The organism is Amycolatopsis sp. NPDC051071 (assembly GCF_040682875.1).
Lineage (GTDB): Bacteria > Actinomycetota > Actinomycetes > Mycobacteriales > Pseudonocardiaceae > Amycolatopsis.
Window position 1 is genome coordinate 62274 of the sequence record NZ_JBFBBY010000023.1, and the last position, 15481, is coordinate 77754.

13 protein-coding genes are annotated in these 15481 nt (G+C 69.6%); 7 read left to right on the forward strand and 6 right to left on the reverse strand.

Going from position 1 to position 15481, the window contains the following annotated elements; all coding sequences use genetic code 11:
- Positions 1 to 68 precede the first annotated feature (68 nt).
- Positions 69 to 2462 (forward strand): helix-turn-helix domain-containing protein, encoded by a 2394-nt coding sequence (locus AB0M65_RS11075; protein WP_364024914.1) that lies wholly within the window; start codon positions 69 to 71, stop codon positions 2460 to 2462.
- Here AB0M65_RS11075 and AB0M65_RS11080 read toward each other — a convergent pair whose 3' ends face one another.
- From AB0M65_RS11080 to AB0M65_RS11090, 3 genes are all read right to left on the reverse strand, one after another.
- Entirely contained in the window at positions 2463 to 3035 is a 573-nt protein-coding gene (locus tag AB0M65_RS11080; RefSeq protein ID WP_364024917.1) for a sigma-70 family RNA polymerase sigma factor, read from the reverse strand.
- A 688-nt stretch (positions 3036 to 3723) separates the two neighbouring features.
- On the reverse strand, positions 3724 to 4020 hold the full coding sequence (locus AB0M65_RS11085; protein WP_364024920.1) for a DUF1540 domain-containing protein: 297 nt from the start codon (positions 4018 to 4020) through the stop codon (positions 3724 to 3726).
- A 96-nt stretch (positions 4021 to 4116) separates the two neighbouring features.
- On the reverse strand, positions 4117 to 5070 hold the full coding sequence (locus tag AB0M65_RS11090) for a helix-turn-helix domain-containing protein (RefSeq protein ID WP_364024923.1): 954 nt from the start codon (positions 5068 to 5070) through the stop codon (positions 4117 to 4119).
- 118 nt (positions 5071 to 5188) lie between these two features.
- Between AB0M65_RS11090 and AB0M65_RS11095 the strand changes: the two genes are divergently transcribed.
- Genes AB0M65_RS11095 through AB0M65_RS11105 form a run of 3 tightly spaced genes read left to right on the forward strand, consistent with a single transcriptional unit; the run spans position 5189 to position 9711 of the window.
- Entirely contained in the window at positions 5189 to 5779 is a 591-nt protein-coding gene (locus AB0M65_RS11095) for an isochorismatase family protein (RefSeq protein ID WP_364024926.1), read from the forward strand.
- Between the two features lie 43 nt (positions 5780 to 5822).
- Positions 5823 to 6536 (forward strand): TetR/AcrR family transcriptional regulator C-terminal domain-containing protein, encoded by a 714-nt coding sequence (locus AB0M65_RS11100; protein WP_364024929.1) that lies wholly within the window; start codon positions 5823 to 5825, stop codon positions 6534 to 6536.
- Positions 6537 to 6567: 31 nt separating this feature from the next.
- Positions 6568 to 9711: a BTAD domain-containing putative transcriptional regulator gene (locus AB0M65_RS11105; protein ID WP_364024932.1), complete on the forward strand. Its 3144-nt coding sequence runs from the start codon at positions 6568 to 6570 to the stop codon at positions 9709 to 9711.
- Here the strand turns inward: AB0M65_RS11105 and AB0M65_RS11110 are convergent.
- Positions 9695 to 10417: an ABC transporter permease gene (locus tag AB0M65_RS11110; protein WP_364024951.1), complete on the reverse strand. Its 723-nt coding sequence runs from the start codon at positions 10415 to 10417 to the stop codon at positions 9695 to 9697. The genes AB0M65_RS11105 and AB0M65_RS11110 overlap by 17 nt on opposite strands.
- 23 nt (positions 10418 to 10440) lie before the next feature.
- Positions 10441 to 11376 carry an ATP-binding cassette domain-containing protein gene (locus AB0M65_RS11115; protein WP_364024934.1) on the reverse strand — a complete coding sequence of 312 codons (936 nt, stop codon included), beginning with the start codon at positions 11374 to 11376 and terminating at the stop codon, positions 10441 to 10443.
- A gap of 154 nt (positions 11377 to 11530) precedes the next feature.
- On the opposite strand from AB0M65_RS11115, the gene AB0M65_RS11120 reads away from it, so the two are divergent.
- Entirely contained in the window at positions 11531 to 12736 is a 1206-nt protein-coding gene (locus AB0M65_RS11120; RefSeq protein WP_364024937.1) for a cytochrome P450, read from the forward strand.
- Here AB0M65_RS11120 and AB0M65_RS11125 read toward each other — a convergent pair.
- Positions 12720 to 13322 carry a TetR/AcrR family transcriptional regulator gene (locus tag AB0M65_RS11125; RefSeq protein ID WP_364024940.1) on the reverse strand — a complete coding sequence of 201 codons (603 nt, stop codon included), beginning with the start codon at positions 13320 to 13322 and terminating at the stop codon, positions 12720 to 12722. The two genes, AB0M65_RS11120 and AB0M65_RS11125, sit on opposite strands and share 17 nt — an antisense overlap.
- A 66-nt stretch (positions 13323 to 13388) precedes the next feature.
- Between AB0M65_RS11125 and AB0M65_RS11130 the strand changes: the two genes are divergently transcribed.
- Together AB0M65_RS11130 and AB0M65_RS11135 are read left to right on the forward strand one after the other, a co-directional pair.
- Positions 13389 to 14606 (forward strand): alpha/beta hydrolase, encoded by a 1218-nt coding sequence (locus AB0M65_RS11130; RefSeq protein WP_364024942.1) that lies wholly within the window; start codon positions 13389 to 13391, stop codon positions 14604 to 14606.
- Positions 14607 to 14817: 211 nt separating this feature from the next.
- Positions 14818 to 15231 (forward strand): nitroreductase family deazaflavin-dependent oxidoreductase, encoded by a 414-nt coding sequence (locus tag AB0M65_RS11135; RefSeq protein WP_364024945.1) that lies wholly within the window; start codon positions 14818 to 14820, stop codon positions 15229 to 15231.
- Positions 15232 to 15481: the final 250 nt, after the last annotated feature.

Sequence of the window (15481 nt, forward strand, 5' to 3'; positions counted from 1 at the left end):
GGACCAGGTCCCGGCCGCGCGTCCCCTGCGCCCGGCCGGGGCCGGTTTCGTCGTGGCAGGATTGCCGCGTGGCGACGACCGCGTTCGGCGATTTCCTCCGGTTCTACCGGCTTCGCGTTCCGATGACCCAGGAGGAACTGGCCGAGCGGACCGGGATCAGTGTCCGCAGCATCAGCGACATGGAGCGCGGCCGGGTCCGCACCCCGCAGCGGCGCACCGCGGAACTGCTGGTCGAAGGGCTGGGCCTGGCAGGCAAGGAGGCGGACGACTTCGCCGGTCTCGCCAGGTCCCGGCGGCAACCGGCAGGCACGTCCGTCGAACAGGCCCCCGCCGAGACACCCCGGCCGGTCAGCGTCGCCGCGCTCCCGCCCCACCTCACCGACCTGACCGGACGGCACGCCGAGCGACAACTCCTCGACGACGTCGTGCAGGCGGCCGCGTCGTCTTCCCGGTTGCAGACCGCGGTGCTGCACGGACAGCCCGGTGCGGGCAAGACCGCGCTGGCCGTGGACGCCGGACATCGGCACGCCCACCGGTTCGCCCACGGCTGCCTGTTCCTCGACCTGCGCGGGCTGGACCCCGGGCCGCTCACCCCGGACCGGGCCGTGCACCGCCTGCTGCGCGGGTTCGGTCTCGACGAACGCCAGTTCCCCAACGATCCCGAAGACCGGCTCGCGCTTTACCGTTCCCTGCTGCACGACCGCGAAGTACTGCTGATCCTCGACAACGCCGCCAACGAAGCCCAGGTGCGCCCGCTGCTCGCCACCAGCCCCGGCTCCATGGTGCTGGTGACCAGCCGGAACACCTTGGCGGGGTTGAACGCGCGGCACCGGCTCGCGCTCGGTGTCCTGCCCGGCGGCGAGGCGGTGGACCTGCTCGGCGTCGTCGCCGGAGAGCGGCGGCTGAAGGCGGAACCGGACGCGGCGGGGCGGGTGGCGAAACTCTGCGGCGGTGTGCCGCTCGCGTTGCTCATCGCGGGCAACCGGCTGGCCAGCCGTCCTCAGTGGTCGATCGCGCATCTCGCCGACCAGCTGGAGAACGAACGGCGGCGGCTGTCCGTGCTCACCGCCGGCGACCTGCAGATCCGCACCGCCTTCGAACTCTCGTACCACCACCTGGCACCCGAAACCGCCCGCGTGTTCCGGCGGCTGGCGCTCGTGCACGGTCCGGACGTCTCCGTCGAACTCGCCGCGGTCGCCGCCGGCAGGCCGGTGGACGACGTCGAAGCCGCGCTGGAGCGGCTGGCCGAGGCCAGTCTTCTCGGGTTCAGCGGCACACCGGGGCGATACACGACGCCCGATCTGCTGCGGGTCTTCGCCAAGGAGCGGCTCGAAACCGTCGAGCGGCCCGAGGACGTGCGCGCGGCGGGCGAACGGGTCCGGAACTGGCTGCTCACGGTCGCGACGAAGGCAGCACAGTTCTTCGACCACGACCGGACGGAAGTGACGATCACGGTCGACGGGCCCGATCCCGCGCACGACCGGGAATCCGCGGCACTGTGGCTGGCGAGGGAGCAGCACCAGTGGCGTGAGGCACTGCGTGAGGCCGCCGCACTCGGGGCGCACGAACAGGTTCTCGAACTGGCCGCGGCCATGCACTGGTACTCGGATCTCCGCGGCACCGGCCCGCTCTGGCGCGAGGTGTTCGGCGCGGGCGCGGCGGCGGCCGAGGCGCTGGGTGACGTCCGGTCCGCGGGTGAACAGCTGAACTACGTGTCGTGGGCGCACTACGCGCTCTGCGGGCATCCGCACGCCGCGCTCGAAGCACACCAACGCGCGGTGGCGGCCGCGACCGAAGCGGGTGACGTGGTCGGGCAGGCCTGGGCCTGGTACTACGGATCGGCCATCACCCGGCGGCTCGGCTCCCCGCGTGAGGGCGCGGTGCTGTGCCGCAAGGCCGTGGACCTGTTCGAGCAAGCGAAGTATCCGAACGGCCGTTATCTCGCGCAGTCCCTGCTGGGCAGCATGCTGCACACTCTCGGCCAGTTCGACGAAGCCGTGGCCGCGCAACGGCAGAGCGAGGCCTACTACCGAGGCTGGGGAAGCGGGCCCGGCAACGACGAACTGCTGTCGATGGTGCTGACCCGCCTCGCCGACAGCCTCGCGGCGAACGGCGACGTCGCGGCCGCACTGGACCTGCTGGACGAAGCCGAATCGCTGTTCCGCAAACACGGCGCGACGTTCGCGGTGGCCAACGCGCGGCACCTGCACGGCCGGATCCTGGTCAAGGCGAACCGGCTTGCCGAGGCCGAGGAACACCTGCTGTCCGCGCTGGCCGAAGCACGCTGGTCCGAAACCAAAATCGAAATCATGGTCCAGCTGGCGAAACTGACCGAAGCCGCGGGCAAACCGGCCGAGGCCAAGGCCTACCGGGTGCACGCCCTCGCCGAATGTGCCCGCTACGAGACACCGCTCGCGAGGAAACTGGGCGGCGAACTGGCCGCCGAACTCGGCGTCGCCTGATCACCATCCCGCGGCGGTGACCCCCTGACAGGCCAGGACGTCGGTCATCGCGATCGTCGCGTGATGCACCCGGGACTTGACCGTCCCCACCGGCACACCGATGGACACCGCGGCCCGCTGCCGGGTGAGGTCGAGCCGGTAAACCTGATCGAGCGCCTCCCGCTGAATCGGCGTCAGCTGGGCCAACCCCTCTTCGATGACACACCGCTCCACGACCTCGTCGGCGAAGTCGGTGTCCCCCGGCAACAGATCGAAGTCGTCGTCCCCGAACAACACCGGTCGGGCGGTGTCGCGGCGGGCCCAGTCGACGATCAGGTTGCGGGCGACCCGGAACAACCACGGCCGCGGCGGAATACCCTTTTCGGTGAGAATCTCGCTGTTGCGCCACGCACGGAACAGGCATTCCTGCACGACGTCCTCGGCCCGATGCGGATCGGCGGGCAGCAACCGCCGGGTGAAACGCAACAGGTGCTCCCGGTGCTCGGCGTGCACCTTCGCCAGGAAAGCGTTGCTGTCGGCCGACGGTGCCCTGTCCGCCAGCGAAGTCACCTGAGTGCCACGTTGGCCTGCCACACCGACCTCCCCCTGCCTGGTTCGCTTCCTTGGCCTCAATTTGACCGGCAGGGGCGGCTCGCGACCATGCGGAAGGACCGGCAGAACTGGACGGCGGAGGGTTCTTCCGGTCGCGGTGGGGTCACCCCAAGCCCGTGAAGGCTTCCTAAGATCCGCCTTCAAGCACGCGAGTCACGGCTTTGAGCACGCGAGTGCGATGCCGCGCCACCCCAGGCACCACCTCCCCCGAAGGCGCCACCTTTGCCTTACCCGTCAATACTATCGCCGCACCGGCATTTTCCCGATGATGCACGTCTTCCCGCTACGCCGCGAGCTCGCTGAGCTACCCGGTCTGGCGCGGGCGGTGTACCGCGCTTTCGACCAGGCCAAGGAAATCGTGTAGGTGCGCTACCGGGCCGGTGCGGCGAAACAGCATATGTCCGTGATCACCCCGTGGTTCAGCGAATGCCCTGGCTCGCTGTGACCGGCCGGGTTCGCGGGTTTGGCGGCCAGGGCAAAGTCGTGACTCGCGTGCTTGAAGCCGTAACTCGCGTGCCTGAACCACGATCTCGCGCGGATAGGGCTATCCACTCGACGGGGTATTCGGGCTGGGGGTTGTCTATGAAGGATTTGGGACACTCAACGTCCCAGATCCTTCATAGACGCGGGCAGCGACCTAAGCACGCGAGTTACGGGGTTGGGGTTGGCCCTATGGGGCGTAGGTCAGGCAGTTGGCGGCGTGGTCGCCTCCGCCGGGTCCGATTCGGACACTCGCCGCCGTGCACTCCAGCGAGGAATTGTGGCGGCAATCGGAGCGCGAGCAGGCGCCTACCTGTGCTGTCACCCGATCGAGACCGCCCTTGGTGTTGAGCGGGACGAAGGTTCCGCAATCGGCTGATCCGTTACCCCCGCCGACGGTGATGGCGAAAGCGTGACAGCCGTCGTGGTTGTACGAACATCCACTGACCGTGCACTCGTGCACTGCGGGCATTTCCGTGGTGGTCATAACGACTCCTGCGATTCGTGGTGGTGTCGTTCGGTACCACCAGGGTTACACCGCCACCCGCACTCGGCAATTCGGAATCACGCGAATGAGCCGGACTCAGCGGCCGGAGAATTCGACCCGGTATCGCGTGGGGGTGGTTCCCAGCGCGGCGGCGAAATGTTCGCGGAGGCGGGCGGGGGTGCCGAAACCGGCTTGCGCGGCGATGGCGTCGACGCCGAGTGCCGTCGTTTCGAGCAGGTGCCGGGCCCGCGCGAGGCGTTGCGTGACAAGCCAGTTGTGGACGGTGGTGCCGGTCCGCGCGCGGAAGGCGCGGGTGAAGGTGCTCCGGCTCATATGCGCCTGCGCGGCCAGCCGGTCAATGCTCTGCGGAGTGTCCAAATGGGACTGGGCCCAGCTCAGCACCTGGGTAAGCGGATCCTCGTCCGGGGCGGGGACGGGCAATTCGATGAACTGCGCCTGCCCGCCGGGCCGGTGCGGGGCGGCGACGATCCGGCGGGCGACGCGGTTGGCGACGACCTGGCCGGAAGTGCGGGCGAGCAGGTGCAGGCAGGTGTCGATGCCGGCGGTCGCACCCGCTCCGGTGACGACGTCGCCTTCATCGACATACAATTCTTCCGGGCGAAGTTCCACCCGGGGAAAACGACGGCGGAACGTTTCGGCCCATTTCCAGTGTGTGGTCGCGGCGCGTCCGTCGAGGACGCCGGCGTCCCCGAGGGCGAAGACGCCGAGGCACAGGCCGACGACGAGCGCGCCGCGTTCGTGTGCGGCCCGCAGTGCGGCCGCCACCGGCGGCGGTGTGGGCGTGTCCGGATCGGACCACCATGGCACGACGACGATGTCGGCCTCGGCGAGCGCGCCGAGACCGGCGGGGACGTCGATCGCGTAGCCCGCGCTCGTGGCCAGGCGGCCCGGCTCGGGCGCGGCCACCGTCATCGGCCACGGCACCATGTCGCCAGCCGGGGACTCCGGTCCCCACACCAGCGACGGCACGGCGAGATGGAACGGGCTGATCCCCTCGAACGCGAGGACGGCCACCCTCGGAGCGTTCATTGATTCCTCCCGCGTGGAGATCGGCCGATCCCGACCAGAGCTGACCCGAATCCGTATGCCGATACTGGATCGGGTCAGTCACGATGGTAGCCGAACCCCACGAAAGCGAAGGAACACGATGACCAGCACCACGCTCCGCGAGATCAGCACCCTGCCGACGACCCCCGCGAGCCTTTCGGCCGCCACGGTGATCCTCGTCGACTACCAGAACACCTACACCCGTGGCGTGATGGAGCTCGACGGCTGGCAGGAGGCGCTCGGCGAGGCCGCCACGCTGCTGGCGCGCGCACGGGCCGAGGGCGCCACCGTCATCCACGTGATGCACGACAGCGGCGAGGGCAGCCCTTACGACATCAAGCAGGACATCGGCCGGATTCACGAACGTGTCGCACCCGCACCCGGCGAGCAGGTAGTGGTGAAGACCGCGCCGAACTCGTTCGTCGGCACCCCGCTGGGTGACCTGGTCGACGCCGCCGGGCATCAGGACGTCGTGGTGGCGGGCTTCATGACCCATATGTGTGTCACGTTCACCGCGGAAGGCGCGTTCCTGCGCGGTAACACCCCGACCGTGGTCGCCGCCGCATGCGCCACGCGGGCGCTCCCGTCCGTCGCCGGTCCGGTGGCCGCCGCGGACCAGCACCGCGCCGCCCTCGCCACGATCGGTGACCTCTACGCCGTCGTCGTCCCCACCTCGGCGGAGCTGCGCTAGGACCGCCACACGGCACGGTGAGCAGCAACGCCAAGATGGACTCGTGGCGACCAGGAAGCAGCGGACCGGACGGCGTACCGACGCGCTCTCGAAGGAGCGGATCGTCGAGGCCGCCGTCGCACTGCTCGACGCCGCGGGCGAGAGCGGCCTGACCTTCAAAGCGCTCACCGAACGCCTCGCCACCGGGCCGGGGGCGATTTACTGGCATGTGGCGAACAAAGGCGAACTGCTCGGCGCCGCGACCGACGCGGTCGTCGTCACAGTACTGACAGCCGGGCCCGCTGAGAAAGCCAAGACCGGCACACCGCAGGACGAGATCCGCACCGTCGCACTCGGCCTGTTCGACGCGATCGGGGACCACCACTGGCTCGCCACCCAGTTCGCCGTCCAGCTCTCCCGCGCCCCGGCCGGACCGGTGACGCCGCTGATCTTCGAAACCCTCGGCCGTCAGGTCCGCGCGATGGGGGTGCCGCGGGAGAGCTGGTTCACCACGACGTCGGCGCTGGTGCACTACATCCTCGGTGCCGCGGGCCAGAACGCCGCGAACGCCAAGGTGGCCGGCACCGTCACGGATCGCGACGAGGTCCTCGACGCCACGTCACAGGCGTGGAAGGCACTCGACCCCGGCGGCTATCCGTTCCTCCACGCCATCGCGGACCAGATGCGACGGCACGACGACCGCGAGCAGTTCCTCGCCGGGATCGATCTCGTCCTCGCCGGGATCACCACGCTCCACCCGCCACCGGCTGCCGCCTGAGACCCGCTGGTCCCGTGGCAAAATCGGCCCAATGCAGATCGCGATGCTGGGCCCCTTCGAGGTACGCGCGGACGGCGGCGCCCCGGCCGACGTGCCGGGTGCCCGGTTGCGCGGGCTGTTGGTCGCCCTCGCGCTCGACCCGGGCCGCGTGGTCCCGAAGTCGGCGCTCGTCGACTGGATCTGGGGTGAACAACCACCCGCCGACGCGACGAATGCCTTGCAGCGCCTCGTTTCCCGGCTGCGCAAGGTGCTGCCGGAAGGGGTCGTCGATGGCCAGACCGACGGCTACCGGCTGAAGGTGGCCCCCGACGACGTCGACGCCGTGCGGTTCGAACGCCTCGTCGGCCAGTCCCGCAACGCCGGGGATCCGGGGCTCCTGCGTGAAGCACTCGCACTGTGGCGCGGCGCGGCCATGCAGGACGTCGGCCTGCAGGACAGCGAAGCCTTGGACGCCGCGGTCACCCGGCTCGAAGGCCTGCGCCTGACCGCCATGGAAGACCGGTTCGACGCGGAGATCGAGGTCGGCCAGGCCGGGGAGCTGGTCACGGAACTGACCGATCTGGTCGCCGCGCATCCGATGCGGGAACGGCTCGTCGCCGCGCTGATGCGTGCCCTCGCCGCGACCGGACGGGACACCGAAGCACTGCTCGTCTACCAGCGCACGCGGGAAGCGCTGGTAGACGAACTCGGCGTCGACCCCTCGCCGGAGTTGTCCGCGGTGCACGTCGCGCTGCTGCGGGGCGAGCTGGGACGGCGGGTGGAGAACCGGAAGACCAACGTGCGTGCCGAGCTGACCAGCTTCGTCGGCAAGGACGCCGACGTCACCACGGTCCGCGAACTCGTCGCCGGGCACCGGCTCACCACGCTGATCGGGCCGGGTGGCTCGGGAAAGACCCGGCTGGCCACGGAAACCGCGCGCACCCTGCTCGGCGACACGCCGGACGGGGCCTGGCTGGTGGAACTCGCGCCGCTGGGCGCGGACGGCGACCGGCCGGACGGGACGAAGATCGCGCACGCGACGCTGGCCGCGCTCGGCCTCCGCGACGCGCTGCTCGCCGAGGCGCCGAGTGCCGAGCCGACGGACCGGGTCATCGCCGCGATCCGCGAGCGGGAAGTATTGCTGATCCTGGACAACTGCGAGCACGTCATCGAATCGGCGGCGGCGTTCGCCCACCGGGTGCTCGGGGAATGCCGACGGCTGCGGATTCTGGCGACGAGCCGGGAATCGCTCGGCATCACCGGTGAGGCGCTGTGGCCGGTCGCGCCGCTGGCGTTGCCGGACACGGACGCCGGTCCCGGCGAGATCGAGTCCTCCCCCGCCGTCCGGCTGCTGCGGGACAGGGCGAGCGCGGTGCGCAAGGACTTCACCGTCGACGACGGCACGCTGGCGACGATGCTGCGGGTCTGCCGGGCACTGGACGGGATGCCGCTGGCGATCGAGCTGGCCGCCGCCCGGCTGCGCACCATGTCCATCGACCAGCTCGCCGACCGCCTCGACGACCGGTTCCGCCTGCTGACCGGCGGCAGCCGGACCGCGCTGCCCCGGCACCGGACGCTGCGCGCGATGGTCGACTGGAGCTGGGAGCTGCTGTCCGACGCCGAACGCGTGGTCTTGTGCAGGCTCTCGGTGTTCTCGGGCGGGGCGAGCCTGGAAGCCGCCGAGCGGGTCTGCGCGAGTGACGTCGTCGACCCGTACGAGGTGCTCGAACTCCTCACCGCGCTGACCGAGAAGTCGCTGCTGGTCGCCTCGGGCGACGGCGCGCCGCGCTACCGGATGCTCGGCACCATCAAGGAATACGCCACACAGCGGCTCGCCGAGGCCGGGGAAGCGGAACTGGCGCGCCACGCGCATCTCGCTTACTTCACCGAACTCGCCGAGACCGCGGAGCCGCTGCTTCGCCGCGCCGAGCAGCTGGAATGGCTTGCCAAGCTCAAGGCCGAGCACGACAACATCACCGCGGCGATGCGCGGCGCGCTCGCGGCGGGCGAGGCACTGGAGTCGATGCGGCTCGCGGCGGGCGCCGGCTGGTACTGGTGGCTCAGCGGGAACCGGACCGAAGGCATGGAGCTGATCACCGAGGCCATCGGAACACCCGGCGAGGTCCCCGACGAGATCGGGGCCATGGCGTACGGGCTCGTCTCGCTGTTCGTGAACTCCGGGCTGGCCGACGAACACACCGCGGCGGAATGGATCCGCCAGGCGTACGTGCTCAGCCAGCGCAGCAAGACCAGCCATCCGCTGATGAGGCTCGTCGTCCCGCTGGAACGCATGTTGCGGGAACCCGACGCGTCGCCGGCCTGGGAACTGCTGCTGGACGACGAGAATCCCTGGGTCCGCGCGCTGTCCCGGCTGCACCTCGGCAAGACGCGGATCAATCTCGGCAGCGGCGAACGGGACGCGGACGCGGATCTCGAAGCGTCGCTCGCCGAGTTCCGGGTCATCGGCGAACGGTTCGGGATCTCGTTCGCACTGAGCGAACTGGCGGAACGGCGCGCCGTCCGCGGTGAGTTCGCCGTCGCGTGCGAGAACTACGAACAGGCGATCGTGGCCGTGACCGAGATCGGGACCGCCGAGGACCTCATCCGGATGCGGTCGCGTGCCGCGCAGTTGTACTGGCTGCTGGGTGACGAGGACTCCAGCACGGCCTCGATGGCCGAAGCCCGGCGGCTCGCCGAACGGGTCACGTGGCCGGGTGCGCTGACCATGCTGGCCTTCTCACGGGCGGAACTCGCCCGCTGGCATGGCGACGACGAGGAGGCGTCCCGGCAACTCGGCGTGGCGACGACCGTGCTCGGCGAAGAGGCGGAAGAGGGGTACATCCGCGCCGTCATCCACGATCTGCGGGGCTACCTCGCCACCGATCTCGACCAGGCGAGGAAGCATCGGGCCTCGGCGTTCCAGGCGGCGGCCGAGGCGGGGCACGCACCCCTCATCTCGCAGGTCCTCGTCGGGATCGCGGATCTGGCGCTGCGCCGTGACCAGCCGGAACAGGCCGCGCGCCTGCTCGCCGCGAGTGCCGCCGTACGCGGGCTGCCGGACCGGTCCCATCCGGACGTGGCCCGGATCGAGCAGACGGCGCTGCGCCGCCTCGGCGAAACGAAGTTCGCGGAGGCGGCGCGCGAGGGCACCCAGACCGGCTGGAACCAGCTGGTGGAGGTCACGCTCGCTTCTTGAACGTCGAGGACGCCCACAGGTAGCCGACGAGGGCGATCCCGGCGGACCAGCCGAGCGCGGGAAGCACGTCGCCGGTGGCGGGTGCGCCGTTGAGGAGTCCGCGCAGGGTCTCGATGATCGGGGTGAAGGGCTGGTACTGGGCGAACTCCCGGAGTCCGGGCCCCATCTTCTCCGCCGGCACGATCGCGCTGCTGAAGAACGGGAGCATGACCAGCGGCACCGAAGCGATACCGGCGGTTTCCGGGGACTTCGCCGCCAAGCCGAGGGCGACCGTGAGCCAGCCTGCCGCGAAACCGAGCAGAACGACGATACCGAGCACGCCGAGCCAGTCGAGGAGGCTCGCCGACGGGGCGAAGCCCAGCAGGAAGGCGACCCCGATGAGCGCGGTGATGGCGACCAGGTTGGTCAGCACGCTGGCGACGACGTGGCCGGTCAGCACCGCGCCGCGGGAGACGTCCATGACCTTGAACCGGCTGATGATGCCCTTCGTCATGTCGGAGTTGACCGCCGTGGCGGTGGCCCCCAGCCCGTAGCAGACGGCCAGGAGCATCAATCCCGGTGTGGCGTAGTCGATGTAGTCGACACCGACGCTGAACGCGTCTCCGAACACGTAGACGAACATCAGCATCATCACGACCGGCATCAGGACCGCGTTGAACACCGACGTCGGATTCCGGACGAGATGCTTGAAGTTGCGGCGCAGCATGACAATCGAGGGGGATTTGGTACTCACAGTGCTGCCTCCGTGTGGTGGCCCGTCAGGGCGAGGAAAACGTCATCGAGATCAGGGGTGTGGACGGAAAACTCTTCGGCGGCGAGCGTGTGCTCGTCGAGCCGGTCCAGCACGGCACGCAGGGATTTCGTCCCGCCGTCGCTGGGGACCCGCAGGGCCAGCGCCTCGTCGTCCGGGGTGGAGCCGGGGAAGATCCGCGTGGCCAAGCCGAGTTCGGCGGGGGTGGTGAACCGAAGCCGGACGTGCGTCCCGGGGATCAGGCGCTTGAGCTCGCCGGGGGTGCCCTGCGCGACCAGACGGCCCTGGTCGAGCACCGCGATCCGGTCGGCGAGCTGATCGGCTTCGTCGAGGTACTGGGTGGTGAGGAAGATGGTGACGCCGTCGGCGACCAAATCGCGGACGATCGACCACATCGTGCGGCGGCTGCGCGGATCCAGTCCCGTCGTCGGCTCGTCCAGGAAGATGATCCGCGGGTTCCCGACGAGCGTCATCGCCAGGTCGAGCTTGCGGCGCATCCCGCCGGAGTAGGTCGACGCGGACTTCTTCGCCGACTCCACCAGGTCAAAGCGCTCCAGCAGCTCGGCGACGACGCGTTTGCCGTCGGTGACCCCGGAGCTCAGGTCGACCATCAGCTGCAGGTTCTCCTGGCCGGTCAGTAGCTCGTCCACCGCCGCGAACTGGCCGGTGACGCCGATCGCCGAACGCACCTTCTTGGCCTCGGCCGTGATGTCGTGCCCGGCGACCCGCGCCGTGCCGCCGTCGGCCTTCATCAACGTGGTCAGCAGGTTCACCGTCGTCGTCTTGCCTGCCCCGTTCGGGCCGAGCAGGGAGAAGATGGTGCCCGCGGGGACTTCCAGGTCGATGCCGTCGAGCACGACCTTGTCCCCGAAAGTCTTGCGCAGTCCGGAGACCGCGATCGCTGTGTCTGTCATGGGAGCAACTGTGGGCGGCGGGACTGACACGGCCCCGCCACGCCACTGACACGGGCGCTGACACGGAATCCGCGACGCCGGTGTCAGTGTCATGTCAGGCGGGTGTCAGCGGCGCCGGTGATGGTGGGCGCATCCACCACGAAAGGAAAGACCGATGACGCAGACGCAGGGCCTCCCGATGGACCGCGACGCGGGTCCCTTCGCCCCGCCCAGCCGGATCACTCAGCTGCGCGAAACCCGCCCGGTGAGTCCCCTGGTCTTCCCCGACGGTCACGAAGGCTGGCTCGTCACCGGCTACGAAGAGGTCCGGCAGATGATGGCCGACACCCGGTTCAGCTCCCGGTTGGACCTCGACGTCGTCCGCGTGCCGTACGAGACCCCCGGGATGCCAGCCCAGACCGAACCGTCCCCGCCGATGCCGGGCATGTTCATCGCCATGGACCCGCCGGACCACGGACGGCTGCGGAAGCGGCTCACCGGCGCCTTCACCGTGAAGCGGATGAGGCAGCTCGAAGAGCGCATCGTCGAGATCACCGAAGAGCGGCTGGACGCGATGGCGAAGCTGACCCCGCCGATCGACCTGGTCCAGGAATTCTCGCTGCCGGTGCCTTCGCTGGTGATCTGCGAACTGCTCGGCGTCCCCTACGAGGACCGGGAGAGCTTCCAGGCGAACTCCGCGCAGTTCATGGTCCGGGACCAGACTCTCGAACAGAAGATGGGTGCCTATCTCGGGCTGAACTCCTACCTCACCGAACTCGTCACCAGCAAACGCGCCGAGCCTGGCGAGGACATCCTTTCCGACCTCGCCCGCCACGACGACCTCACCGTCGAGGAGCTGACCGGCGCCGCCTTCCTGCTGCTGCTCGCCGGCCACGAGACCACCGCCAACATGCTGGCGCTGGGCACTTTCGCGTTACTGGAGCACCCCGATCAGCTGGCCGCGCTGCGTGCCGACGCGGAGTTGCTCCCCGACGCCGTCGAGGAACTCCTGCGCTACCTGTCCGTCGCCGACATCTTCTTGCGTTACGCCACCGAGGACCTCGAACTCGGCGGGGAAACGATCCCCCAGGGATCGACCGTCGTCGTCTCGCTGCTGGCCGCCAATCACGATCCCCGTCGTTTCGACGACGCCGGCACCCTGAACATCCGCCGCAACGCCCGCGGTCTGCTGTCCTTCGGCCACGGCGTCCACCAGTGCCTCGGCCAGCAACTGGCCCGCATCGAGATGCGGGCCGGATTCGAGGGACTACTGCGCCGCTTCCCGGACCTCACGCTCGCCATCCCCGCCGACGAGGTCAAACTCAAGACCGACATGAACATCTACGGCGTCCACGAGCTGCCGGTCACCTGGACCGAGTGACACCGAGCGCCAGCCGGAGCTGGCGTGCCCACCAGCGAACCTGAGCGGCCGAATCCTCCGCCGCGGCGCCCGTGAGACCGGCGCTGCGGCGGAAGTCGCCGCCGTACAAGGCTTCCGTCGCCATCGCCTGATGCAGGGCGGCGACGGCGAGCCGCGTGTCGTCGAGGGAGCCGCCGTCCGGCCGGAGCGCGTGGAGTGCGTCGACGACCGGGTCGAGCATGCCGCTGCCCGGATCGCGCCATCCCGCCGCGTGCATCGCCACCGCGAGTTCGCCGTAGCCGCGCTCGTACAGGCCGTGGAGGGATTCGACGAGTTCGAGCAGGTCGGCGTCGTGGTCCAGCCACGCCTTGAGGACGTCGTCGAGTGCGCTTCGAAGGCTGCGTCCGCCGTGCCGGAGTAGTTCGGCGAGCAGCTTTTCGCGGTTGCCGAAATGGTGCGTGACACCGGCGTCGGTCATGCCGACGCGTGCGGCCACCGCACGCACTTGCACGGCGGCGACCCCCGACTCGGCGAGCAGGGACGCCGCGGCGTCGAGAATCAGTCGCCGGGCTTCTTCCGGCGGCCTTCGGGCTCGCGGTGCGGTCACCCTCGTCACTCTACCTTGATCTGCCAAGGTATCTGCTCTACCTTGAGGTGCCAAGGTAGAGATGAGGTGAGCACGGTGATCGACGTCACCCTCGCCATGGGCGAGGTCACGCTGCGCGGCACGGTGACCGGGACGGGCCCGACGGTTTTGCTGCTGCATGCCGGCGGGGAGCAACGCGGGGTGTGGGCGCCGATCTCCGCGCGGCTGGCCAAGCACGGGCTGCGGACGACGGCCTTCGATCTGCGCGGGCACGGGGAAAGCACCGGGCAGGCGACCACGCTCCGCGCGCTCGCCGGTGACGTGGCCGAGATGGTGAGCCGCGAACCGGCGCCGATCGTCGTGGTCGGCGCGTCGGTCGGCGGGCTGGCCGCGATCGCCGCCCTCGCGGAACCGGCCGCCGCGCGGCGCGTCGCCGGTCTCGTCCTCGTCGACGTCGTCCCGGACATCCCGCCGGTCCGGGCCCGCTCCTGGCTCGACTACCGCGGCCTCCGCGGCCACTACACCTACCTCGTCGAGGACATCCTCGGCTCGGGCCCCGCCCTGCTCGCGACGGCGGGCGCACTGGACGTGCCCATCCTGCTCGTCCGCGCCGGACCCGACTCCCCGCTCAGCGACGCCGACGCGCACCGGCTGCGCACGGCCGCCCGCTGCGTCACCGTGGCGCACGTACCGACGGCCGGGCACCTCGTGGCCAGGGACGCCCCGGAAGAACTCGCGGATATCGTGTCGGACCACGCGACCAGATGGCTCGCGACCGAAGACGTCGTCGACAACGTCTTCGCGCTTCAGCAAGTGCTTGGCGCCGAACGGATCAAGCATCCGGGCGGCACGCTGCTCACCCACCTCCGCCGGGTGTACGCGCTCACGGTCGAATGGGGTGCGTCGCCGCGGACGCGGCTGGCCGCGATCTGCCACGCGTCCTATGGCACGGACGGTTTCCCGCATTCGCTCCTGCCCGTCACCGAGCGGCAACGCCTGCGGCAGGTCATCGGATCCGACGCGGAGGCGCTGGTGTACCACTACGGCGCGTGCGACCGCGCGCGGACCTACCGTGAACTCGGCAACCGCCCCCTGCCCGTCACCGACCGCTTCACCGGCGAACCGACGTCACTCCAAGGCGCCGAACTTCACGACTTCGCGGTGCTGACGATCGCCAACGAACTGGACGTCGCCCGGCACGCGCGGCTGCCGAAGCCCGCCGTCGAGCAGCTCCGGAACCTGTTCACCGCCTTGAAAAGCTACGCACCGGACGAAGCGGCGCTGGCTCTCGCGGAGACACACTGAGCGCGGATTGTCGCTGGTCGAGCCTCTTTCGGATGGTCCCGGGCTCGTTGGGACCCGGCATCGGCCGCGGGATCGGGGAGCGGGTGCTGCCGCTCGTCGGAAACGGACCTGGATCCGGCCCAATGGGCGCCTTTGGTCGACGGCCTGCGCTTGTTGCTGGAACACTTCGGCGACACTTCACTGGACTGAAGCCGGAAAGGACGGACGGCAGATGGACTGGGCAGCACTGAACACGCCGGTCATCGAGGGCTTCCGGGCCAACGGCGGCAAGGTCGGCGGACGCTTCGAAGGCTCGACGATCGTCCTCGTGCACCACATCGGCGCCAAGACGGGCACCGAGCGGATCACGCCGTTGACCTGCTACACCGAGAACGGCCGGTTGTTCGTCTTCGCGAGCAAGATCGGGGACCCGGCGCATCCGGCCTGGTACCACAATCTCGTGGCCAACCCCGAGGTGACGATTGAGGTCGGCGAGGACACCTTCGCGGTGCGCGCGCGAGTACTGGACCAGCCCGAACGCGACGAGATCTTCGCCAAGCAGGTCGAGGCGCATCCGCGTTTCGGGGAATACCAGGCAAAAACCGACCGGGTCATTCCGGTGGTGGAGCTGGTGCGGGTCTCGTGAGTGTTTTGGGTCGTTCTAACGACCCAAAACACTCACGAGGCGTTCGTGGGTGGGCGGGGGTCGTGAGTGTTTGGGTCGTTCTGGCGAAGGGTTTTTAGGTACCTACGGCGGGTGATCCGGTTAGCGGCCGTCCTTGAAGGACTCCTTGAGGGAGACCCGCAGCACCACCAGTCACCACGGCGGCGCGTGAAGGACCCCTTCCCTCGGCTCAGCCGAAGAAACTCGACCTTCACACCTTCCCCAGTACAGG

What these genes read in the sequence shown, in the direction of transcription:
- AB0M65_RS11085 (WP_364024920.1), bottom strand. Translation starts at nt 4,020, where the DNA reads ATGACCACCACGGAAATGCCCGCAGTGCACGAGTGCACGGTCAGTGGA.
- AB0M65_RS11090 (WP_364024923.1), bottom strand. Translation starts at nt 5,070, where the DNA reads ATGAACGCTCCGAGGGTGGCCGTCCTCGCGTTCGAGGGGATCAGCCCG.
- AB0M65_RS11095 (WP_364024926.1), top strand. Translation starts at nt 5,189, where the DNA reads ATGACCAGCACCACGCTCCGCGAGATCAGCACCCTGCCGACGACCCCC.
- AB0M65_RS11105 (WP_364024932.1), top strand. Translation starts at nt 6,568, where the DNA reads ATGCAGATCGCGATGCTGGGCCCCTTCGAGGTACGCGCGGACGGCGGC.
- AB0M65_RS11110 (WP_364024951.1), bottom strand. Translation starts at nt 10,417, where the DNA reads ATGCTGCGCCGCAACTTCAAGCATCTCGTCCGGAATCCGACGTCGGTG.
- AB0M65_RS11115 (WP_364024934.1), bottom strand. Translation starts at nt 11,376, where the DNA reads ATGACAGACACAGCGATCGCGGTCTCCGGACTGCGCAAGACTTTCGGG.
- AB0M65_RS11120 (WP_364024937.1), top strand. Translation starts at nt 11,531, where the DNA reads ATGACGCAGACGCAGGGCCTCCCGATGGACCGCGACGCGGGTCCCTTC.
- AB0M65_RS11135 (WP_364024945.1), top strand. Translation starts at nt 14,818, where the DNA reads ATGGACTGGGCAGCACTGAACACGCCGGTCATCGAGGGCTTCCGGGCC.